Origin of the sequence: Paraburkholderia bengalensis, from assembly GCF_037126505.1 — a bacterium.
Classification (GTDB): domain Bacteria; phylum Pseudomonadota; class Gammaproteobacteria; order Burkholderiales; family Burkholderiaceae; genus Paraburkholderia; species Paraburkholderia bengalensis.
This window is the reverse complement of record NZ_JACFYJ010000056.1, coordinates 26,365-47,938: the sequence shown is the minus strand read 5'-3', so window position 1 is coordinate 47,938 and position 21,574 is coordinate 26,365. Positions and strand designations below refer to the sequence as shown.

General features: G+C 63.0%; 19 protein-coding genes. 5 read left to right on the top strand and 14 right to left on the bottom strand.

The window, feature by feature from the left end:
* Positions 1–215 precede the first annotated feature (215 nt).
* Positions 216–2,846, top strand: coding sequence for a heavy metal translocating P-type ATPase (locus tag H3V53_RS27360; RefSeq protein ID WP_336600597.1), 2,631 nt, complete (start codon positions 216–218; stop codon positions 2,844–2,846).
* A 143-nt stretch (positions 2,847–2,989) separates the two neighbouring features.
* Positions 2,990–5,098 carry a methyl-accepting chemotaxis protein gene (locus H3V53_RS27355; protein ID WP_336600596.1) on the top strand — a complete coding sequence of 703 codons (2,109 nt, stop codon included), beginning with the start codon at positions 2,990–2,992 and terminating at the stop codon, positions 5,096–5,098.
* Between the two features lie 481 nt (positions 5,099–5,579).
* Here H3V53_RS27355 and H3V53_RS27350 read toward each other — a convergent pair whose 3' ends face one another.
* The 4 genes from H3V53_RS27350 to H3V53_RS27330 all read right to left on the bottom strand — a co-directional run bounded on the left by H3V53_RS27350 (position 5,580) and on the right by H3V53_RS27330 (position 8,210).
* Positions 5,580–6,110 carry a hypothetical protein gene (locus H3V53_RS27350; protein ID WP_336600595.1) on the bottom strand — a complete coding sequence of 177 codons (531 nt, stop codon included), beginning with the start codon at positions 6,108–6,110 and terminating at the stop codon, positions 5,580–5,582.
* 66 nt (positions 6,111–6,176) lie between these two features.
* The gene (locus H3V53_RS44010) at positions 6,177–6,809 is read right to left on the bottom strand and encodes an N-acetylmuramidase domain-containing protein (protein WP_473766665.1); all 633 of its coding nucleotides are present in this window, start codon (positions 6,807–6,809) and stop codon (positions 6,177–6,179) included.
* Entirely contained in the window at positions 6,799–7,326 is a 528-nt protein-coding gene (locus tag H3V53_RS27335) for a hypothetical protein (protein WP_336600594.1), read from the bottom strand. The genes H3V53_RS44010 and H3V53_RS27335 overlap by 11 nt, the downstream gene beginning before the upstream one ends.
* 230 nt (positions 7,327–7,556) lie before the next feature.
* Positions 7,557–8,210 (bottom strand): glutathione S-transferase family protein, encoded by a 654-nt coding sequence (locus H3V53_RS27330; protein WP_336600593.1) that lies wholly within the window; start codon positions 8,208–8,210, stop codon positions 7,557–7,559.
* A gap of 226 nt (positions 8,211–8,436) precedes the next feature.
* On the opposite strand from H3V53_RS27330, the gene H3V53_RS27325 reads away from it, so the two are divergent.
* Entirely contained in the window at positions 8,437–9,810 is a 1,374-nt protein-coding gene (locus H3V53_RS27325; protein WP_336600592.1) for a polyhydroxyalkanoate depolymerase, read from the top strand.
* 22 nt (positions 9,811–9,832) lie between these two features.
* On the opposite strand, the gene H3V53_RS27320 is transcribed toward H3V53_RS27325, so the two are convergent.
* Positions 9,833–10,447 (bottom strand): flavin reductase family protein, encoded by a 615-nt coding sequence (locus tag H3V53_RS27320; RefSeq protein WP_336600591.1) that lies wholly within the window; start codon positions 10,445–10,447, stop codon positions 9,833–9,835.
* Positions 10,448–10,615: 168 nt separating this feature from the next.
* On the opposite strand from H3V53_RS27320, the gene H3V53_RS27315 reads away from it, so the two are divergent.
* Complete coding sequence (locus H3V53_RS27315; RefSeq protein WP_336600590.1) at positions 10,616–11,008, top strand: hypothetical protein; 393 nt, start codon at positions 10,616–10,618, stop codon at positions 11,006–11,008.
* 84 nt (positions 11,009–11,092) lie between these two features.
* Here H3V53_RS27315 and H3V53_RS27310 read toward each other — a convergent pair whose 3' ends face one another.
* The 8 genes from H3V53_RS27310 to H3V53_RS27275 all read right to left on the bottom strand — a co-directional run bounded on the left by H3V53_RS27310 (position 11,093) and on the right by H3V53_RS27275 (position 19,911).
* Positions 11,093–12,130 (bottom strand): porin, encoded by a 1,038-nt coding sequence (locus H3V53_RS27310; RefSeq protein ID WP_336600589.1) that lies wholly within the window; start codon positions 12,128–12,130, stop codon positions 11,093–11,095.
* Between the two features lie 213 nt (positions 12,131–12,343).
* Positions 12,344–13,258 carry a fumarylacetoacetate hydrolase family protein gene (locus tag H3V53_RS27305; RefSeq protein WP_336600588.1) on the bottom strand — a complete coding sequence of 305 codons (915 nt, stop codon included), beginning with the start codon at positions 13,256–13,258 and terminating at the stop codon, positions 12,344–12,346.
* Between the two features lie 2 nt (positions 13,259–13,260).
* On the bottom strand, positions 13,261–14,379 hold the full coding sequence (locus H3V53_RS27300) for a cupin domain-containing protein (RefSeq protein WP_336600587.1): 1,119 nt from the start codon (positions 14,377–14,379) through the stop codon (positions 13,261–13,263).
* The gene (locus H3V53_RS27295; protein WP_054923623.1) at positions 14,369–15,430 is read right to left on the bottom strand and encodes a nitrilase-related carbon-nitrogen hydrolase; all 1,062 of its coding nucleotides are present in this window, start codon (positions 15,428–15,430) and stop codon (positions 14,369–14,371) included. The genes H3V53_RS27300 and H3V53_RS27295 overlap by 11 nt, the downstream gene beginning before the upstream one ends.
* Positions 15,427–16,830 carry an amino acid permease gene (locus H3V53_RS27290; RefSeq protein WP_336600586.1) on the bottom strand — a complete coding sequence of 468 codons (1,404 nt, stop codon included), beginning with the start codon at positions 16,828–16,830 and terminating at the stop codon, positions 15,427–15,429. Before H3V53_RS27290 ends, H3V53_RS27295 begins: the two co-directional genes overlap by 4 nt.
* A 74-nt stretch (positions 16,831–16,904) precedes the next feature.
* On the bottom strand, positions 16,905–18,134 hold the full coding sequence (kynU, locus tag H3V53_RS27285; RefSeq protein ID WP_336600585.1) for a kynureninase: 1,230 nt from the start codon (positions 18,132–18,134) through the stop codon (positions 16,905–16,907).
* Positions 18,131–19,072 carry a tryptophan 2,3-dioxygenase gene (locus tag H3V53_RS27280; RefSeq protein ID WP_336600584.1) on the bottom strand — a complete coding sequence of 314 codons (942 nt, stop codon included), beginning with the start codon at positions 19,070–19,072 and terminating at the stop codon, positions 18,131–18,133. Before H3V53_RS27280 ends, kynU begins: the two co-directional genes overlap by 4 nt.
* A complete protein-coding gene (locus H3V53_RS27275; RefSeq protein ID WP_336600583.1) occupies positions 19,069–19,911 on the bottom strand; it encodes an alpha/beta hydrolase in 843 nt (280 codons plus the stop codon). The genes H3V53_RS27280 and H3V53_RS27275 overlap by 4 nt, the downstream gene beginning before the upstream one ends.
* 178 nt (positions 19,912–20,089) lie before the next feature.
* Here H3V53_RS27275 and H3V53_RS27270 point away from each other — a divergent pair, with 178 nt between their 5' ends.
* On the top strand, positions 20,090–20,563 hold the full coding sequence (locus tag H3V53_RS27270; protein ID WP_054923626.1) for a winged helix-turn-helix transcriptional regulator: 474 nt from the start codon (positions 20,090–20,092) through the stop codon (positions 20,561–20,563).
* Between the two features lie 22 nt (positions 20,564–20,585).
* Here H3V53_RS27270 and H3V53_RS27265 read toward each other — a convergent pair whose 3' ends face one another.
* Positions 20,586–21,497 (bottom strand): LysR substrate-binding domain-containing protein, encoded by a 912-nt coding sequence (locus H3V53_RS27265; protein ID WP_054923627.1) that lies wholly within the window; start codon positions 21,495–21,497, stop codon positions 20,586–20,588.
* Positions 21,498–21,574 lie beyond the last annotated feature (77 nt).

Genomic DNA, 21,574 nt, shown 5'->3' with positions numbered 1-21,574 from the left:
GGCGAGCGGGCCTCGCGCGGTGACCAGGCGTGCGGGGCCGCCGCGCCGGACGCCCGCCGAAAAACCGCGAACGCCGCGCCGGCGCAAGCCCGATGCCCGCGTTACCACCGACGCGAACGGGCAAATACAGGAAAGTCGCTTGACCTTCCCATCATGGGAAGGTCAATACTGGTTCCATCAAGCGCTGTTTGCGCCCGCATTGGAGCCTCGCTGCCATGACCGAATTCGCCACCTCTCGCGCCGCCGATCCGTCCCGCCCGGCGGCATCGTCGGAACTCGATATCCAGGGCATGACGTGCGCGTCGTGCGCGCTGCGTGTCGAGAAAGCGCTCGCCAAAGTGCCGGGCGTCGCGCGCGCGTCGGTGAATCTGGCGACGGAGAAAGCGACCGTCGACACCGACGCGTCCGTCGCCGTCGACACGCTGCTGAACGCCGTCCGCAAGGCGGGCTACGAGGCGCAGCCGGTGCATGAAGCGCCGCCGCCCGCCGCCGACGCCCTGTCGACGGCAGAACTGGCGATCGGCGGCATGACCTGCGCGGCGTGCTCGATGCGCGTCGAAAAGGCGCTCGCGCGCATTCCCGGCGTCACGTCCGCGTCCGTCAACCTCGCGACCGAAAAGGCGACCGTCACGAGCAACGGCGCGGTTGGCGTCGACCAGTTGATCGCGGCCGTGACGAAGGCCGGCTACCAGGCGACGCCGCTTTCCGCCGACCCTGCGACGCCCGCCGCCAGCGAAGACAAGGACGCCGCCGCACGCCGCGCCGTGCGCCGCGAACTCGTCGAAGTGGTGATCTGCGCGTTGCTGACGCTGCCGCTGATCGCGCCGATGCTCGCCGAACCGCTCGGCGTTCACGCGATGCTGCCCGCCACGCTGCAACTGGCACTCGCCACCGTCGTCCAGTTCGTGTTCGGCGCGCGCTTCTACCGCGCCGCCTGGAAGGCCGTGCGCGCGGGCTCGGGGAATATGGATCTGCTCGTCGCGCTGGGCACGTCGGCGGCGTATGGCGTAAGCGTCTATCAGATGGCGCTGCATCCGGGCGACCTGATGCATCTGTACTTCGAGGCGTCGGCCGTGGTGATTACGCTCGTGCGCTTCGGCAAATGGCTCGAAGCGCGCGCGAAGCGCCAGACCACCGACGCGATCCGCGCCCTCAACGCGCTGCGGCCGGACCGCGCGCGCATCGTCGTCGGCACGGAAGAGCATGAGGTGCCGCTCGCGCAGGTGCGCGTCGGCATGACGGTCGCGGTGCGGCCGGGCGAGCGCGTGCCCGTCGACGGCGCGGTGCTGCAGGGGCGCACGCATATCGACGAATCGCTGATCACGGGCGAAAGCCTGCCCGTGCCGAAGCAGCCCGACGACCGCGTGACGGCCGGCTCGATCAACGGCGAAGGCGCGATCACGGTGACGACGACGGCCATCGGCGCGGAAACGACGCTCGCGCGCATCATCCGGCTGGTCGAAACGGCGCAGGCGGAAAAGGCGCCGATCCAGCGGCTGGTGGATCGCGTGAGCGAAATCTTCGTCCCGGCGATTCTCGCGATTGCGCTCGTCACGCTGCTCGGCTGGCTTGTCAGCGGACACGGCGCGGAAACGGCGATTCTCAATGCCGTCGCGGTGCTGGTGATCGCGTGCCCGTGCGCGCTCGGCCTCGCCACGCCGACGGCCATCATGGCGGGCACGGGCGTCGCCGCGCGCCACGGCGTGCTGATCAAAGATGCGCAAGCGCTCGAAATCGCGCATCAGGTGCGCGTCGTCGCGTTCGACAAGACGGGCACGCTGACGGTCGGCCAGCCGTCGCTGACGGCGTTCGAAACCGCGCAAGGCATCAGCCGCGAGCACGCGCTCGCGTTGGCGGCAGCCGTGCAGCGGCGCAGCGACCATCCGCTGGCAAAGGCCGTTGTGAAGGCGTTCGACGCCGACGGCGGCGGCGCGCCGCTTCTTCATCAGGCGGGCGATGCGCGCGCCGTGGTGGGGCGCGGCGTCGAAGCCGATATCGACGGGGAAACGTTCGCGATCGGCAGCAGCCGCTGGCTCGGCGAACTGAACGTCCCGCCGCCGCCGGCGCTTGCCGCGCGCGCCCGCGAACTCGAAGCGCAAGGCAACACCGTGTCGTGGCTGCTCAGGCGCGGCAGGACCGGGGCCCGTGTGGCGGCGCTGGCGGATGTCCAGATGAGCCCTCGATCCGACGCGCAAAGCGACCTGCAAACGGCTTCAAAAGCAGATTCACAAGCGGATTCAAAAGCGGATTCAAAAGCGGACTTTGAAGCGGATTCTCAGGTGCTCGCGCTGATCGCCTTCGGCGACACGCTGAAGCCCAACGCGCGCGCCGCGGTCGAACGCCTGTCGCGCATGGGCGTGAAAAGCGCGCTCGTCACGGGCGACAACGAAGGCAGCGCGAAGAGCGTCGCGGCCGCGCTCGGCATCGACGACGTGTACGCGCAGGTGCTGCCGTCCGACAAGGCGCGCGTCGTCCACGAGCTGAAAATCCGCACGTCGAGCGTCGTGGCGATGGCGGGCGACGGTATCAACGACGCCCCCGCGCTCGCCGCCGCCGACATCGGCATCGCGATGGCGACGGGCACCGACGTCGCGATGCATGCGGCCGGCATCACGCTGATGCGCGGCGACCCGGCCCTCGTCGCCGACGCGATCGACATTTCGCGCCGCACGTGGCGCAAGATCCAGCAGAACCTGTTCTGGGCGTTCGTGTACAACCTGATCGGCATTCCGCTCGCGGCGTTCGGCCTGCTCAATCCGATGATCGCGGGCGCGGCGATGGCGTTCTCCAGTGTCAGCGTGGTGACGAACGCGTTGCTACTACGGACCTGGCGCTCTTCGCAATGATCTGGATCAACGTTCTACCTTTCAAAACTAAAGGAAAACGTTTGGTGTGCCGTTAACGGGTTTCAGGCTGCCTTTTCGCGTCGCGCGCCGCAGCGCGCGAGACGCATCGGCGCTGTTCCCATCCCGTTACCTGGCAAACATTCATGGACATCCTCTCACTGCGCCGCGCAAGCGTCGGCGCCAGGCTCGCCATGCTTTCGTGCGCACTGGTGGCTGCCATCTTCGCGGCGTTCACGTTCGCGGTGACCCGTACAGCCGGCACGCAGATCAGCGAACAGGTGCTGTCGCGCATCACCGAGAAAGACCGGTCGATCGCCGCGATGATCGCGCTGTTCGACAAGGCGCTGACGGCCGAAGTCGGCCGCTCGATGACGCTCTTCGCGAGCTTCCTGCCGCCGAACTACGCGCTCGACGAAACGCAGAAAGTCGATATCAACGGCACGCCGACGCCCGTCTTCAAGGCCGGCGACAAGGTGCTGAACAACGACTTCTCGATTCCCGACCAGTTTCTCGCGCAAAGCGGCGCGATCGCGACGGTCTTCGCGCGCACGGGCGACGACTTCGTGCGCGTGACGACGTCGCTGAAGAAGCAGGACGGCACGCGCGCGATCGGCACGCTGCTCGACCGCAAGGGGCCCGCCTACGGCCCCGTCGCGGCGAACCGCACCTTCACGGGCCTCGCGACGCTGTTTGGCAAACGTTACATCACGCAGTACAAGCCGATTACGGATGCGAGCGGCAAGGTGATCGGCGCGCTGTTCGTCGGCGTGGACGTGGATGCGCAGATCAAGTCGGTCGAAGACGGCATTCGACAGCTGAAGATCGGCGACACGGGCTACTACTTCGTGCTGAATGCATCGGCGGGCGCGGAGCGCGGCAAGCTGCTCGTGCATCCCGCCGCCGCAGGCCAGCCCGGCGACGAAAACGCCGCGCCGTACAAGCGCATGCTCGACGAGAAGGACGGCCGGATAGAATACACGAGCGCCGATGCGTCGCTCGGCGAAACGCGCGCGCAGGACAAGTTCGTGTCGTTCGTCACGGTGCCGGAATGGAACTGGCTCGTCGGCGGCGTCGCGCGCCGCGACGAAGTGATGGCCGACGTGATCGCCACGCGCAACCGCTTCATGCTGATCGGCTTCGTGCTGGTCGCGCTGTTCGCCGTCGTGTTCCTCGTCGCGGTGCGGCGGCTCGTGTCGCGTCCGCTCGACGAAGCGGCGATGGCGTCGGAGCGTTTTGCTTCGGGCGATCTGAGCGTGCGGGTGTCGGCGAGCCACGAGCGGCGCGCCGATGAGATCGGCCGTCTGATGCAGGCGATCGACGGCATCGGCGAAGGGCTTGCGCGCATCGTCACGCAGGTGCGCAGCGCGTCGGCCGACATGACGGAAGGCACCGCGAAGATCGCGGCCGGCAGCGGCGAGATCGCGTCGCGCATCGGCACGCAGGCCGCGAGCCTCGAAGAGACGGCGGCCAGCATGCAGCAGATCACGTCGACGGTGCAGCAAAACGCCGGGCACGCGGCGCAGGCGAACACGCTGGTGTCGAGCGCATCGGAAGCGGCGCTCGACGGCGGCCGTGCCGTCGAGCGCGTCGTGTCGACGATGGGCCAGATCAGCCAGTCGTCGAAGAAGATCGCGGACATCACGACCGTGATCGAAGGCATCGCATTCCAGACCAACATTCTCGCGCTCAACGCAGCCGTCGAAGCGGCGCGCGCGGGCGAGCATGGCAAGGGCTTCGCGGTGGTCGCATCGGAAGTGCGCGCGCTCGCGCAGCGCAGCGCGGCGGCCGCGAAGGAAATCGAAGCGGTGATCGCCGAATCGACGGCGACGGTGTCGAGCGGATTCCGCATCGCCGAGGAAGCGAGCACGACGATGCGCGCGATCGTCGAGCGCGTGGGCCAGGTGCAGACGATCATCGGTGAGATCAGTGTCGCGTCGAAAGAGCAGTCGGGCGGCATCGAGCAGGTGAACACGGCCGTCACGCAGATCGGCGAAGCGACACAGCAGAATGCGGCGCTCGTGAGCGATGCCGAGCAGGCCGCCGCCGATCTGCGCATGCAGGCCGATAAGCTCGCGGAAGTGGTCAGCGTGTTTAAGGTGGGTGGGGGGGGATTGAGGGGGTCGGCAGTACCGTGCCGTCACACGCGCTGGAGCCGTCGAGCCAATCCCCGTCTGCGCTCCAGCCGATTTACACGGGTGACAGGCAGGCGCTCCTATTCCCCATTCTTACTACTCTCTTCGAATTTCCCATGATTGATCCTGTAAATGTGAACACGCGCTTGCCCCGCCTCATCTCTCGCCCACGATCTAGAAACGTCGGGGGGGATTGCGTCTTTTCCGTCGACACGGCGAGACGTAGCCTCAGGAAATACCACTTCATCAGAATCTCGCAACGCTCGCCTCAGCAAGGCCGGCAATTCAATCATATGTTTATCACTCGAACGAGTGATAAACACTCTTCCTTTTTCGAAAATCACGCTTTCGCCGGTTGAAATTGTCACGCTATCTGGAAGCGAAGTTCTCGCGTAAGAGAGATCAGCAACCATCAGAAATGCAACAAGACAGATAAATGGCTTACACATTGCCATCAATATGATCTGCATTGCAGACGCCGCTGTATGTCCAAGGATGCTCTGCACTTTTCTCTGTTTCTCCGTCCCATGCATGGTATCCGCCGCCATTCCACCGACTGATCGTCTCGCGCGATAACCGTTCGTCCGTGCAGGTCCATCGATCACTTCTTATTTACCGGCGGAAAGGGATTGACGAGGTCACCGGAGCGTAGCCAGCCTGTTGTTACGCGGCCCAAACCTGAAGTGTTTGCGTGTGAGTCCACGAAGCGGACGTAGGAAAACTGGTCCCGCGTCTGAATCACAACGACTCCGTCCCACTTGGATACATAGCCTTTTCTCGCTATGAAACCTCCATTTCGTAGATCGTGGAAATAGGACTTACGCCTGATCAAGCGAATCCCGATCGCGCGAACTTTACTTTCCACAGTGAACATTTCGCCGCCAACCTTACCCAAGGTATAAGGGGTAAACGCACCCAACGCATTTTCACAGCCAGCCTGTCCAATGTCGGTATGAATAAACCACGTTTCATTCCGCCTATATAACGCTCCCGGTATGTCGAACGATCTGTCACGACCGGTATAGCCAAGATCTGCGCCGCCCGGCAAAAACGTAAGTATTTTTGTTTCCGAATAGGGCGGTTGAGGCTGCCCTTCTATTTCCGCCCCGCCTGCGTAAATAGGAAAATACATGATCGCTTTTTATCCTGCGCATTGTGGTAGCCCATCACATTGCCATCATTCGAAAACGCAATTAGTTCAGCACGATCGAATAGAATCGCCTCCCCACGAGAAAAGGTCGATTGCGCAATAAAAAGCAGCACAAAAAAACATAATTGCTTTACTTGTATTTATCATAAAATTTTTCCAGGTTTGTCGCGTAGTCTGGATTACTGTCCCGCCAGTTATCGCCGTTGTAAGCCGACGCCACCGCCTCCCAGTCGGATGCAACCCTTCGGCACCGTATCCGCCCGCTTGCGGAAAGCACAAATCAGGGAATTGAGGATAAGGATTCTTAAACGGCACAGCCTTTCTTTTTACTCCCTGTTTATGAGACGCCAGAGTCGCTTCCGCCTCTCGACGCTCGTGATTCAACTTCAAAAGCGCGAAAAATCGGTGGCGCTCGTACCTGATTTTCGGCAAACCATTTTCCTCGAACGGAGTGCCTGAACATTCCTGCATGACGATTGCTTTGACGGCAGCAACTTCGACCTTCAGTTGTGTCGCCATCGTTTGATACTGTTGCTCGGAAAAGCCGCTTGGCGAAGGGTAGTTCAACCTCGAACCCAAAACGTTCAGCACTGTTGTCCGGGGCTTTCCATCGTCCACCACCCTGTAGTGGTGTTCGATCGTGATGTTGGTTTTCTTCTTGTGAGCGTGTTCATCTTCCACCGTCCGTTCGAATTCTTCCTTCGGCGTCAGCTTCGTTCGCTTCCAGGTGGTACTCGGGACTGCTAATCGTTAAAGCGCTGATGTCCTTCTTCGGCGTGACCGTTGCTTTCCACACATACTCGTCACGACGGTTCTTGACCAGCACGTCGATCGGCTGATTGCGAGCAGCATTGCAGATCGTCATGGCGTAGCCGTCTTTGTCTGTGGTGATAGGGTCGGTCTTGTTGATTACCATAGGTTCAACAGGATTCGCAGCGGGCGCCGAGGCGGCCACTGGTTCAGATGTGATTCCGGACCCCGACTCCGCCCACGATGCAGGAGCAGCAAGCGGATCGCCTCTGTCGGCGTCATATTTCCAGGCAGGCGCTGACTGGGCTCCGACACCGGCCTTAAGTCGAACGAACAATCCTTCGACGGGCTTCTGCAGTATGTCGCGGAACACGAAAGTCACTTCTACGAAAGGCGACGGTGGCGCCTTGAAGACCGCACGCTGCTTCGAGCGATGCTGATGTGTCATCTGTTATCCTAATTAAGTCAACCGATGCAAATAACCTTCGCGCTCGATTAAAACCCAACGCAGCAACAACCCACCAGCAGATTTCCCCGAAATCTCACCGCCCTGGACGAAGGACAAAAAAAGACCCGCAGAAGCGGGTCTAAATTCAGAACTTTCACCCAACCATCGACGATTCCGGCGATTTCAATGCATCTCCCACCCGCCGCCTATCAACAAGACGCAATCCCCCGCTAAAACTCCACATCCAGCTCATCAATCTCATCCGCTTCCTGCTGCGCCCCGGCGATCCACTGCTGCATCTCAGGCAGCGCGAGAATGCGCTGCCCATACGCGACGATATCCGGGTCCAACTGCACGTCGTACGTCACGAAGCGCGTGACGACGGGCGCGTACATCGCATCGGCGGCGCTGCGCTCGCCGAACAGATACGGCCCGCCGTATTGCTGCAGACACTCGCGCCAGATCGTCACGATCCGCTCGATGTCGGACTGCGCGCGCGCCCACACCTTGAAGCCCGGAAAGTGCGCTTTCAGGTTCATCGGCAAAGCGGAACGCAGTGAACTAAAGCCCGAATGCATCTCGCCGCAGATCGCGCGGCAATGCGCACGCGCTTTGCGGTCCTTCGGCAACAGCCCCGCTTCGGGGCGCACCTCGTTCAGATATTCGGCGATCGCGAGCGTGTCCCACACCTTGACGCCGTCATGCACCAGACACGGCACGAGTATCGACGGCGACAGCAACAGCAGTTCGGCGCGCGCGGCAGGGTCGTCGATAGGCATCACGATCTCGTCGAACGGCAAGCCGCTGAACTTGACCAGCAGCCAGCCGCGCAGCGACCACGAAGAGTAGTTGCGACTGCTGATGGTCAGCGTGGTATTCGTCATGTCTCGCTCCTGATGAGGGCGTCGCGATACGCACTCGCGGCCCGCGATGCACGATACCGGGCATGCACGCACCATTTGGCGGCACAACCGGCGCCCGCATCGTGGCGCGCAAGGGCTATGCCAACGCCGTTCGCGCACGCGTCATTCAGCCGGCACTGCAAACCGCGCGATTGGCATATGACTTGCCTCCCATTCGCACACGTTCTCAATCCGTCGCGCGAAAGCCATGAATCCGCTCGCTTATCCGGCGTACCAGGCGTTCGCCAACCTGATGCTGCCCCTGCGCCATAGCGCGTCGCTCGTGCGCGGCGCGCTCGATGCGTGGCCCGACTACGCCGCCACACCGCATGGCCGCACGTGGCGCGCATCGGCCGATCTGCTGTCGCTCGCGGGCCTCACGCATGCGCGGCCATCGTTCGACATTGGCAGCGTCGAGGTCGAAGGTCAATGGGTCGATGTCCACGAGGAAGTCGCGCAATCGACGCCCTTCTGCTCGCTGCTGCATTTGCGCAAGCATGCCTCGTTCGACGTGCCGCAGCCGCGCGTGCTCGTGATCGCGCCGATGTCGGGCCACTTCGCGACGCTGCTGCGCGGCACGGTTCGCACAATGCTCGCCGAGCACGACGTGTATATCACCGACTGGCACAATCCGCGTGACGTGCCCCTCATGGCGGGACGTTTCGGTTTCGACGAGTTCGTGCAGCATGTGATCGACTTCACGGCAACGATCGGCGAAGGCACGCATCTGCTCGCCGTCTGCCAGCCGACGGTCGCCGCGCTCGCCGCCGTCGCGCTGATGGCCGCCGACGATCACCCGGCGCAGCCCGCCAGCATGACGCTGATGGCGGGCCCGATCGATACGCGCGTGAACCCGACGCGCGTGAACGAACTCGCGAAGAGCAAGCCGCTCGACTGGTTCGAGCAGAACCTGATCAGCGCGGTGCCGTTCGGTTTTCGGGGCGCGTTCAGGCGTGTGTATCCGGGCTTCGTGCAGCTGAACGCGTTCATGTCGATGAATCTCGAACGGCATCTGGAATCGTTCGAGACGATGTACCACGAACGCGCGAAGGGCGATGCGGACAAGGCCGAAGCGATTCGCGTCTTCTATGACGAATACTTCGCGACGATGGACCTGACGGCGGACTTCTACCTCGAAACCGTCGATACCGTGTTCCAGCGGCATGCGCTGCCGCGCCACGAACTGGAAGTGAAGGGACGGCGCGTCGAGCCCTCGAAAATACGGCGCACGGCTCTCTTCACCGTCGAAGGCGAACGCGACGACATCTGCGCCGTCGGGCAGACGCTTGCCGCGCAGGATCTATGCGACAGGCTGCGTCCTTATCTGAAGACGCATCACGTGCAGACGGGCGTCGGGCATTATGGCGTGTTCAACGGACAGCGCTGGGAGCAGCAGATTTATCCGCGCATCCGCGCCGTGATTCACGACAACGAGCCGCGTGCCGTGCCCGTCTCGACGCGCGGCGCGCAGACCGCGCTGACGCTCGCGCCGGCCGCGGCATCGACCGTCGAAACGCCTGCGGGCACGACGCCCGCCGCCGCCGAAGCCGATCTTTCTTCCGATGAGACCGCCACCGAGTGAGCGCGGCGGCAGGCAATGACCGCTATGATGTCGGCCGGATCATCTCGAACATCTCGCCGATCTGCGCGTAGTCGCCGCGATAGCCCGCGCGCATGATCGGCTGCGCGGCGTGCGTGTCGAACCGGCCGTCTTTCAGATACGCCTTCTGGATGTGCACGCCCACGACTTGCCCGAGCGCGAGCCAGTTGTCCATCGGCTTGCCTTCGAGGTCATGCAGCTGCACGATCTGCAGCAACTTGCATTCGAGCGCCGCCGGCGCTTCGCCGACATGCGGCACCGATACATTGCGCCCAGCGACCGGCGTGAGCCCAGCCAAATGAAACTCGTCGACATCGGGCCCCACAGGCGCCGACGAGCGGTTCATCTGCTGCGCGAGCGGCCGCGTGGCGAGATTCCAGACGAACTCGCGCGTCTGCTCGATGTTGCGGATGCTGTCCTTGCGCCCCTCGCTGCAGAAACCGATGATCGACGGAAAGGTCGCGAACGCGCCGAAGAAGCTGTATGGCGCGAGATTCAACTGACCGCTCGACGAGCGCGTCGATACCCAGCCGATCAGTCGCGGCGCGACGATCGCCTTGAACGGGTCGTGAGGCAGGCCGTGGCCTGCGGCGGGATCATAGAAATAGACTTCCGGCATGTGCTTGCGTGGGTTCGGATGGTGGACGGGCGCGCACGCCCCATCCATCGACGATAGCACGCGCGGCGTTCAGCATTGCTTTACGCGTTCATCGATACTTCACCTTTCTGCTACCTGACGCACGGCGTATCGTCACCGCAAAGTCGAACACAATTGCGGAGAGAACATATGGACGCGGAACGAATTGAACGCATCATGCTGGCGCTGCGACGCGCCGCCGAACGCGAACGGCTTCTGCCTTATCAGCGCTTCCATGCGATGTTCGGCGCAACGGACCCGCTCGTCACCCGCTACGATGCGCTCGAGCGAGCCGTGACATCGCTCGCGGAAATATCGGCTGTCGACTACGGCGTGCTGCTCGCGCTCGATAACGGCCTGCCCGGCCTCGAGTTCTTCCGCCGCTTCAAGAAATACCGGTTCGACGACTTCGTCGCCGTGATGGGGCCGCAGATTCATTGGGAATCGATCAAGCGCAAGCGCGTGCTCGTGGAAGCCGAGCGACGCCGCGTGTATGACGACGCCAAACGCAAGGCTGCGAGTCAGAGCCTCGAGATCGCGTAAGCGTCGCCAGCGGGCAAACGCTGCTTGCGCTGCGCCACGGCGCGTCTGTGCATCGATCGTGCGCGACGCGCGATGCTCACGCGTCTAGAAGCGATGCCGCATGCCGACCCGCAACCCGGCTTGCGTATTCGAACTGGACGGACCGCCGAGCGCGGCCTGCACTTGCGCGCCGAACGCGTGATCGTGCGCGAGTGCGGCAACGGCATAGACGTCCGTTCGCTTCGAGAGGCTGTAGTCCGCCGTCAGCGAGAACTGGTTTGCGCTGCCCATGCCGTTGTTGCGCTTCTGATACTGCGCGCCGCCGCCCAGCGCAACAGCAGGCGTGACGTTATATGACAGGCCGCCTTCGAACGTCGTCGCGCGCGGGCGATCTCCGTCGCTCAGACGCACGTCGGTGACAAGCCCGAACAGTCTTGCCGCACCTAAGTTATAGGCCGCGCCCGCCGCCCATTCCTGGAGATTGCCGCCGCCGCTGACGTCATGCTGCCCGTAGTAGGCCACGGACGCGCCGAACGGCCCATTCGCGTAGTTGACGATGAGGCTCGACGTGCTGCCGCGTGCGACCGAGCCGGGCGTGTTGCCGAAGCCGAACATCGCGCCTGCCGAAAACCCCGCGAGGGTCGGTGTCACGTACTTCACCGCGTTGTCGACCTGATCTCCCCACACACGATTGTCGAGCGCATAGCCGCCTGCCGCGTACGCAGGCAGGCTCCACGCGAGCAACCCGGCGGGCGTATTGGATGCCACGGCATAGGCCGGCATCTGGTCGCCGACGAAGTCGTATTGCCGGCCGAGCGTCAGCGCGCCCCAAGGGCCGGATAGTCCCACATAAGCTTGCCGCCCGAATTCCAGCCCGCCCTGCCCGAGTGCGCCGTTTGATAACTGGTAGCCGTTCTCGAGTACAAAGTCGACGTGCTGCTGCGCACCGAGATCTTCCGTGCCGCGCATGCCCCATCGATCGCCTTGCGACGATCCCGAAACGAATTGCCAGTTCGAGCCGTGCGCTTGGCCGTTGACCACGTTATTCGTGTAGGTGATGCCAGCGTCCATGATTCCATACAACGAAATCGACGCCTGCGCGCAGGCGGCACCGGACACGCCGAACATCATAATTGCCGTCATCCTCTTTTTCATCTGTCGTCCTAATTAACTTATTATCGAATGCCGGTCTGCTGGACCGCTATCTGACAGCGGACCGGATTCGTCGCTATTGGCCTGCGGGTTCACCCTGAACGGGCTGTATTGCCGCGAGAAGAAATATCCTCACGCGTGCCGACGGCAAGAGCACGTCGGCATGCGTGATGTCGAGATTCCTGCCGATCGCGCTCTTTCGCCTCAGATCGCGACAACAGGATTGCGCAGCGTGCCAATCCCTTCGACGCGCGCCTCGATGACATCGCCGGGCACCATCCACTCCTGCGGCGTGCGGCCCGCGCCCACACCCGAGGGCGTGCCCGTCGCGATGATGTCGCCGGGTTCGAGGGTCATCGCGGATGCAATGTCCGCAATCAACGCGGGCACCTTGAAGTACATCTGCGCGGTATTCGCATGCTGCATGAGCTCGCCGTTCTTCGTCAGCGACAGATCAAGGTCGTGCGGATCGGGTATCTCGTCGGCTGTCACGATGCATGGGCCCATCGGGCAATACGTGTCCTGCCCTTTCGAGAAAATCCATTGACCGGCGCGGCGGTTGTCGCGCGCGCTGATGTCGTTGATGACCGTGTATCCGAACACGCATGACATCGCCTCGGCCTCGCTGATGCGTCGCGCGCTGCGGCCGATCACGACGCCCAGTTCGACTTCCCAGTCGAGTTGCCGCGTGATCTGCGCGTCGTGCGAAATCGCTTCGCCGGGACCGATGACGCAAGTGGGCGGCTTGCTGAACACGACGGGCTTGTCGGGCATCTCTTTCGCGGTGTCGAGCGAACGGCTCGATTCGGCAACATGCTCGACATAATTTAAGCCGATGCCGAAGATGTTCTTGCGCGGCCGCGGTATCGGCGCGAGCAGGCGCACGTTGCTGAGCGCCGTCGCCGCGCCGATGGGCCAGGCGGCGCGGCCCGCGGATATCAGCGTCTTCAGCAGAGCGAGCGCGGCTGGGCCCGCATCGATCAGTTCCAGCATCGTCGACGGCAGGTCCGCCTGGTGCAATTGACCGAGCCGTTCGACGTCGACCACCTGCTCGTCGACGAGCACGCCCACGCGCGCCGCGCGCTCGCGCGCGCGATCCTGATAAGTCACTAACTTCATGTTTACCTCGGTGTGGCTTGATAAGCCTGATGACCGTCGTTGGGCAAGTACGCTTGCTCGTGATAGATGGCGAGCGACTTCATGACGGGAAAATCGTTGAACGAGAACAGGCACGCATCGTCGTTCGGTGCCGTGTTGACGTGCTCGTGCCAGCTCCACGACGGCACGCAGAAGATGTCGTGCTCTTTCCAGTCGAAACGTTGGCCCGCGATCACGGAATAGCCGCTGCCCTTCGCGACGTGATAGACGACGTTACCCGTGTGACGATGCGCGCGCGTGTGCTCACCGGCGCGCAGCATCTGCATCTGCGCGCCCATCGTCGGCATGACGGCGCCGCCCGTCACAGGGTTCACGTACTCCATCACGACGCCGTCATAAGGCGAGCCGTCGGTCGCACTCGCGTAGCGGCGCAGCGCCTCGTACGTGCTGTCCCAGCTGTATTTCAGCAAAGGCGAGTACGGTTTGCGCCAGTCGGGTTCGAGCGGCTTGAGCGCGGCGTTCGCATACGCGAGATGCGACGCGTTCAGCGGCCGCGCAATGTCCTGGTGCAGGTTGGGATGCACTTCGTAGAAGTTCGCTTCCAGCGCATTGATCAACGGAATGTCGAGCCCGTCTTGCCAGATGCACGGCGACGTGCCGCCGCCGTCGATGCCGTGTTCATGCCATGTCCCGTTGGGCGTGATCACGAAGTCGTTCGCGCTGAGCGTCAGACGTTCGCCGTCGACGATCGTGTACGCGCCACTGCCTTCGATAATGAATCGCAGCGCCGACGCCATGTGCCGGTGCGCCGACGCCGCTTCGCCAGGCTTCATGACCTGCAGGCCCGTATAAAGCCATCCGACTGCCGCGCTCACGTCGCGGCGCTTCGGGTTGACGAGCATCACCACGCGCCGCCCGGCGTCCTCTGGGCGTACGAGTTCGAGCGATTGCAGGACCATCGGCCGCAATGCTTCATATCGCCACAGCATCGGCACAGCGTGCGGCGTGGGCTCCCACGGCTCGATGTCGTTCGCTACGGTCCACAGCGCGCCCGCCTCGTGTCGCGCGAGCGCCGCGTAATAGGCGGCCAGCTCGGGCGTGTCGACCACACGGGCTCGCCCGGCTACGTCGTCACTGTGCATGATGATCGTCCTCGCGTCGTTTGAAAGTCGCTTCCGTGGTTCGCTCCGTTGCAGACGCGCTCCCCTCGGGCGACAGATGAGCCGCCGCTTCCATCACGTCGATGGAAGGCTTTGCGCGCTTGTCCACGGTCACGCCGAATATGTCGAAGCGGTTGTAATGGCCGACGATGTCATGCATCTGCTTCGGCTGGATACAACGCCGCAGATCGATCTGCGCGTAGACGATGCCCTCGCGATCGATGAGCGGTTCGGTGAGCAGCCGGCCGTCGGGTCCGAAAATGCCGGAAAACGCGCTGTGTTCGCGTTCGAGCAGCGCGCGCGCATTGCTGTCGTTGCCCGCGACGGTATCGATGATCGACTCCGACAGGCTCGAGCACGACACGATCGAAAACACCTTGCCTTCAAACGAATGCGCAGCGGCGCGGACCTTGATCGCCTCGACCATGTCGTAGTCCTTCGGCGCCACAGGCAGCGCGATGTAGTTCGCGACGTGGATCAGTTCGCCCTGCGCGAGCAGCGCATAGCGCGCGAGCGTGTTGGTGTTTTCGCCGCACGCGAGCGCGCCGAGCGGACCCAGCTCCGTCTCGTAGACGTTCAGCGAGCTGCCGTCGCCGCCCGTCCACGTGAGTTTTTCGGCCCACGTCGGCACCAGCTTGCGATGCCGGCCGAGCAGATTCCCGTCGGCGCCGATAAAGAGCACCGTGTTGTACAGCACGCCATAGCTGTGCCGTCCGCGCTCGTTGACGCCAATCACCACATAACAGTTGGCGTCGCGCGCCGCCGCGCGCAACCGGTCGACGTGCGGTCCCGGCACGTCGATCGACGCGAGGTACAGGCGCTCGTACCATGCGCTGCCCTCGACAGGCGTCATCGTCCAGTTCCAGTACGGATAGCCCGCCACGAAAACTTCCGGAAACGCGATCAGTCGCGCGCCTTCGTTAGCCGCTTCGCGTATCAGCGCGCAGGCGAGATCGACCGTTGCATCGGCATCGAGATACACGGGCGCTGCCTGCACCGCCGCTGCGATAAAAGGAGTGGAATACGCTCTCATGCGAGCTCCCTGGCAACGTCGGCAGCGAACGTGCGGCGCTTCACGAACGGATAGCAGAGGCTCAGCACGAACAGCATCGGAATGCCCGTGACGAGCGTCATTCTGAATTGCGGCAGCAACAGCGTCGTTGCCAGAACGGCGAACATCAGCGCGCCGCCGACAATCGTCATCAGCGGGAATCCCCACATGCGAAACGAGAGCACGACGCCGTCGCGCTCGGCGGCGCGCCGGAAGCGATAGTGCGTGACGAAGATCATGAACCACGCGAACAACGCGCCGAACATCGCAATCGACATCACGAGAAGAAACGAGCCGTGCGGAAACGTGACGCTGCACAGACCGGCAAACGCGACGCCGAACGTCGAGAACATCAGCGCGCGCAGCGGCACGCCGCCGCGTGTGAGCGTGCCGAGAAAAGCGGGTGCCTGTCCGCCGCGCGAAAGACTGAAGATCATGCGCGTGGCAACGTACAGTTGTGCGTTCATCGCCGAGAGCGCCGCCGTCAGCACGACAAAGTTCATCACGCTGGCACCGTACGGAATGCCGATCAGGCGCATCACCAGAACGAACGGACTCTCTCCCGTGCCCGCTTTTTGCCACGGCACGATGCAGACCATCAACGCAATCGTGACGATATAAAAGAACATCAGCCGGAAGAACGCCGATTTGAACGCCTGGCGCGCGGCGCGCTTCGGCTCTTTCGCTTCGCCCGCAGCGACGGCGATGAACTCGATGCCGATGAAACTGAAGATCGCAATCACCACGCCAAACCAGGTTCCGCCGAAACCCTTTGGAAAGAAGCCCTCGTTGCGAAAGTAATTGCCAAAGCCGATCTGGCTCTGCGCAGGCGCATCGATTACCGTGATGGTGCCGATCGCAATGAACGCGACGATCGCCACGACCTTGACGATCGCAAACCAGTACTCGGCGGAACCGAAAATGTTCACGCTGCTCGCGTTGACGAGAATGATCAGACCGGAAAAGAGGACGATCCACACCCACGCGGGCGATTGCGGAAACCAGTACTCCATGTAGACGGAAACGGCTGTCACTTCCGCGCCGATCACGAGCACGACTGAAATCCAGTACGCGTAACGCACCAGAAAGCCCATCCAAGGCCCGAGATAGTGCTCGGCGTAGGCGCCGAACGAGCCCGTCGTCGGATGCGCGACCACCATCTCGCCGAGGCATCCCATCAGCAGCAACGCGACGAACGCGCCGATTGCATAGCTGATCACCACGCTCGGCCCGGCGATCTGGATCGCCGCGCCGCTGCCCAGGAAAAGACCCGTGCCGATCGCGCTGCCGATGGCGATCATCGTCAGCTGCGGCTGGGTCAAACGTCTGGCAAGATCGCCCTCGCGTTGGGCGATCGAGCTGAATTGCGCTTCACTCGTCATGCTGTCTCCTTCGTTGTTTGAGTCGGGACGTCGGGCCTGCGGGCCGCCGGGCTGGATGGCGCCCGCCGTGCCCGTCAGGTGAAATCGCGCCGTTGCTGAAATGCCGGCTTGTCCCATTCGCGTCGCCGCATGATGTCGTCGATCGCATCGACGAGTTCCGCGACTTCTTCCTGCGTGTTGTAGAGGGGCGCGAAGCCGAATCGCATGTAATCGGGCATGCGAAAGTCGCCGATGAACTTGCGCGCCGCGAGCGCCTGCATGACGCCGTAGCCTTCCGGGTGCCGCAACGAAACGTGGCTTCCGCGCAGCGATGCAGCGCGCGGCGACGCGACGACGAAGCCGTGCGGCGCGAGTTGCGCGTCCACGCGTTCGATGAAGCGCTGGGTCAGTTGCAGGCTTCGTTCGCGCAGCGCTTCGAGCGGCACGCCGTCGAAGAGATCGAGCGCGCGCGACAGTACCGACAGTCCGATCACGGGATGCGTGCCGCACAAGAAGCGCGACGTGCCTTCGGCGGGACGATAGTCAGGCGCGAAGTCGAACGGCCTGGCGTGGCCGAACCAGCCCGCGAGCGGCTGCTCGCAGTCGTTCGCGTGACGCTCCGCGACATACAGGTAAGCGGGCGCGCCGGGACCGCCGTTCAGATACTTGTAGCCGCATCCCACCGCGAAGTCCGCCTCGCATGCGTTCAGGTCGCACGGCACGCCGCCCGCCGTGTGCGAGAGATCCCACACGATCAGCGCGCCCGCGCGATGCGACGCCTGCGTGAACGCGTGCATGTCGTAGATTTCGGCGCTGCGATAGTCGACATGCGTCAGCACGACGGCGGCGACATCGGCGTTCAGGTTCTCGATGATCCTGGCGGCGGGCACGGCGACGACCGTCAGTCCAAACAGCTTCGCCACCTGGTCGACGATGTAGAGGTCGGTCGGAAATGCATCCGCGTCGGTGACGATGGTCTTTCTGCCCGGCCGCAAGCGCACTGCGCTGACAACCACCTTGAAGAGATTCACGGAAGTCGAATCGCATGCGACGACTTCAGTGGGCTTCGCGCCGATCAGTCTCGCGATCTTCGCGCCCGCGCGCTGCGGCAGCGTGCGCCATTCAGCCTCGTGCCACGAATGAATCAGACCAAGGCCCCATTCGTGCGTGATCACATTCGATGCGTGAAGCTGCACGACCCGCGGCATCAGACCCAGCGAATTGCCGTCGAAATAACGTACGCCGTCGGGAATCAGAAAGCGCTCGCGAGTGGAAGCGAACACATCGGGCGCGCCCGTTGCGGATACTGCCTGTTGCACCATCATGCCCCCAGCACCGTACGGATAGCCCACAACTCCGGAAAGAACCGGTGCTCGACGACATGTTTCAACCAGCCGACGCCCGCCGATCCGCCCGTGCCCGGCTTGAAGCCGAGAATGCGTTCGACGGATGTGAAGTGGCGCCAGCGGTACTGCGAAAACAGATCCGCGATTTCGATCAGCGCTTCGCCGAGCAGATACAGATCGTTGTCGGGCGTGGGATCGGCGTAGACGGCCAGCCACGCTTTCTCGACATCGGCGTTCGACGCGTACGTCTCCGACCAGTTACGCTGCAATGCCCGCTCGGGCACGCTGATGCCGCGCCGATGCAACAGCGCGAGCACGTCGTCGTAAAGGCTCGGCGAATTCAGCGATGCCTTGAGCTGCGGATACACGTCGGGATTGTTCGCATGCGCCTGCGCCAGCCGCACGGACTTGTTGCCGAGGATGAACTCGACATGCCGGTACATGTACGATTGCTGCCCCGACGACACACCGAGGCAGTCGCGGAACTCGTTGAAGCCGTTCGTCGTGATGGTCGACAGAACGTCCCACGTCTTCACCAGATATTCGAACAACCGCTTGATGCGCGGCGCGAGCGCAAGCGCGCCTGTCACGTCGTCGGCCTTGATGCGTTGCTGCATGTTGAAGGCTTCGTAGTGAATCGCCTTGAAGGTCAGTTCCTTGCACTGCGTCATCAGGATGAACACCATCTCGTCGTGGCCATCGCTGCGCATATGTTGGAGGCTGAGCAGCAGGTCGTTACGGTGATAGTCGATGAACGGATTGCTCTTGCCGTCGAAGGCGATCAGCGGCTCGCCCGCCGTGGTCTTGACTGTCGCTTCGCGGCTCTCGTCCGTCGATATGGCGACGTCCTTGATCAGCGACAGTTCGAGTTCCGGGTTGCGAATCTCCGGAATGACGCGTTTGCGTGGTGTACTCATGGTTTTTCTCCGAGTAGTGAAAGGGTGTCGACGCTCAGCCGGGTTGACGGGTCCGTCAGGTCGAACAGGATGTCGAAGTGGTTTTTGTGCCCGACCTCGTGCATCGACGTGTGGGCCCCGGCGCGCGCCAGCGCCGTCGAAAAGCCGAGGCTCTGCTGTTTGAATGCGTCGGTTTCGTGCTCGCCCCAGCAGACCACCGTGTCGACGGGAGACCGCAACGGCAGGCGCATGGGACTCAAACGCCGCGCACTGTCGATGTCGAGGCCCAACGGCGCGTTGATGTACGTGCCGACAAGTGGCTGAAGGTCATAGATGCCAGAAATCAGCAACGCGGCGGTAAACGGCGCCTTTGTCATGCGCGCCGCCACCCAGTCCGTCGTCATCAGCATCGCGGCGAGATGCGCGCCCGCCGAACTCCCTGCAATCACGAGACGCGCATGCGGCGCGCGCGCGGCGAGCAGCTTCAGCGCCTCGATGCATTGCCCGACGATGATGGCGATGCCCGCTTTGGGCGCGAGCGAGTAGTTCACGGCGGCATAGGCGAAGCCGCGTTCCGTCAGCATCTGCGCGGGAAAGCAGGCGTCGCGCGCGGACAGTGCCTGCCAGTAGCCGCCGTGGAAAAACACCAGCATGGCCTCATACGGCTGGCGCGCTTGCGGCTCGAATACGACGATGTATTCGTCGTCGTCTGCGCCGTAGCGGACGATGGCGTGCGGCAAGCGCCGCATGGTCTGCTCGCTGCGTTCGCCGTACGCGGCGACTACCTCGAGATAGTTGCCGGCGACGGAACTCGGCGAATACGCCCGGTCCATGTCGCCGTCGATTGATTTTTTGTCCACAGATCGCTCCTCCAACCTGCGTTTATTGTAGGTAGGGAGGGGTGATCGATTTTTCCTATGTTTGCCAGTCCAACACGAATATCCGGCATGACATTTCCATTTTCTCGTTGCGCGCGGCAAGGTTTGCCGGCATTCTGAGATGCCTCGAACACGCACCCACGCTATCGCAAGGAATGCCATGAACGCTTCGCCCCTGTCTCCCGCCGATCTTCAGATCCTCGCGTGCCTGCAATCGGACCCGCGCATGCCGATGGCCGAACTCGCCGAAAAGACCCACAGCTCGGTGTCGCCGTGCTGGCGTCGCGTGAAGCGGCTCGAAGAAAGCGGCGTGATAGAAGGCTATAGCCTGCAACTGAACCGCAAGGCGCTCGGCCTCGGCATCGATGCGTTCGTGTTCGTCAAGATCACCTCGCACCACGAGCGCGATGCCGTGGAGTTCGAGCAGTCCCTGCAGGTGATCGACCAGGTGCTGTCGTGCTACATCCTGTCGGGCGCGGAAGATTATCTGTTGCGGATCGTCGCCGCGGATCTCGATACCTTCGCCAATTTCAGCCGCAAGGTGCTCGCCGCCCTTCCGCATGTGAGAGAAGTGCGCAGTGCGTTCGTGATGCAGACGATCAAGGAAACCACGCGCCTGCCGCTGCCGGCGTAAGCGGCCGCATGCACGCTCGCGGCTAGCCCGAAACGGGTGGGCGCACGTGGCTCAGATGCGCGTTGAGCGCGTCGACGAAATGCCGCGTCAGCAGAGACGGGGCCGTGTGCATGGGCATGGCCATGCGCACGGCGACGTCGATCGACGGCGCGAGCGGCCTGATCGCGAGTTGTCCTGCGTACGTATTGGCCACGTACGGGTTCACGATGCCAACGCCGTTGCCCGCCGCCACCAGCGCGCAGATCGTGATCGACGACGTGGTCTGGATTGCGAACTCCGCAGGCATGCCGTGCGCGACCAGCACGCTTTCGATGTCGATGGTCAGGTCGTCCATCTCGCCCAACGACAGCAGCGGCTCGGACCGCAGCATTTCGACATGCACGACGGGCTCGGCCGCGAGGCGATGGCCGGACGGCAGCACACACACGGCAGGCATCGTCTTGACGATCACCGTCTCGAAGTCCTGCTCGTCCAGCTTGCCCGTGGTGAGAATCAGATCGAACAGGTCCTGGCGCAACAGGTCGGTGAGTTGCGTCGTAGCGAGCGTCTGGATGTTGATATAGGTCTCGGGAAACTGCTGGCGGAACGCGCGAATGACCTCCGGCAGCAAGCCGACACCGAGCGTCGGCGTGCAGCCGAGGCTCAGCGCGCCCGTGCCCGATTTGCGCAGAAGTGAGACCACCGACTCGATCTTCTCCAGCCCGTCGAAATGCTTCTGAACCGTTTTGTACAGCAACTTGCCTTCGCTGGTCGGACGCAAACGCCCGCGGTGCATCTCGAACAGCGTCAGGCCCGAGAAGCTCTGCAATTCGGCGAGGCGGCGGCTGATGGACGGCTGTGTCGTATTGAGCATGGCCGCGGCGCCCGTCGTCGTGCCCTTCTGCATGACAGCGCGAAACGCCTGGATGTGCTGGAAATTCAACGGTCGGGTCATGTGAGCCTCGCCCTTCGGTCAGATGGCCGGAGCGCCGGGAAGCGCGCTTTCAGGGAGCGCCCGTATATCAAAACTGA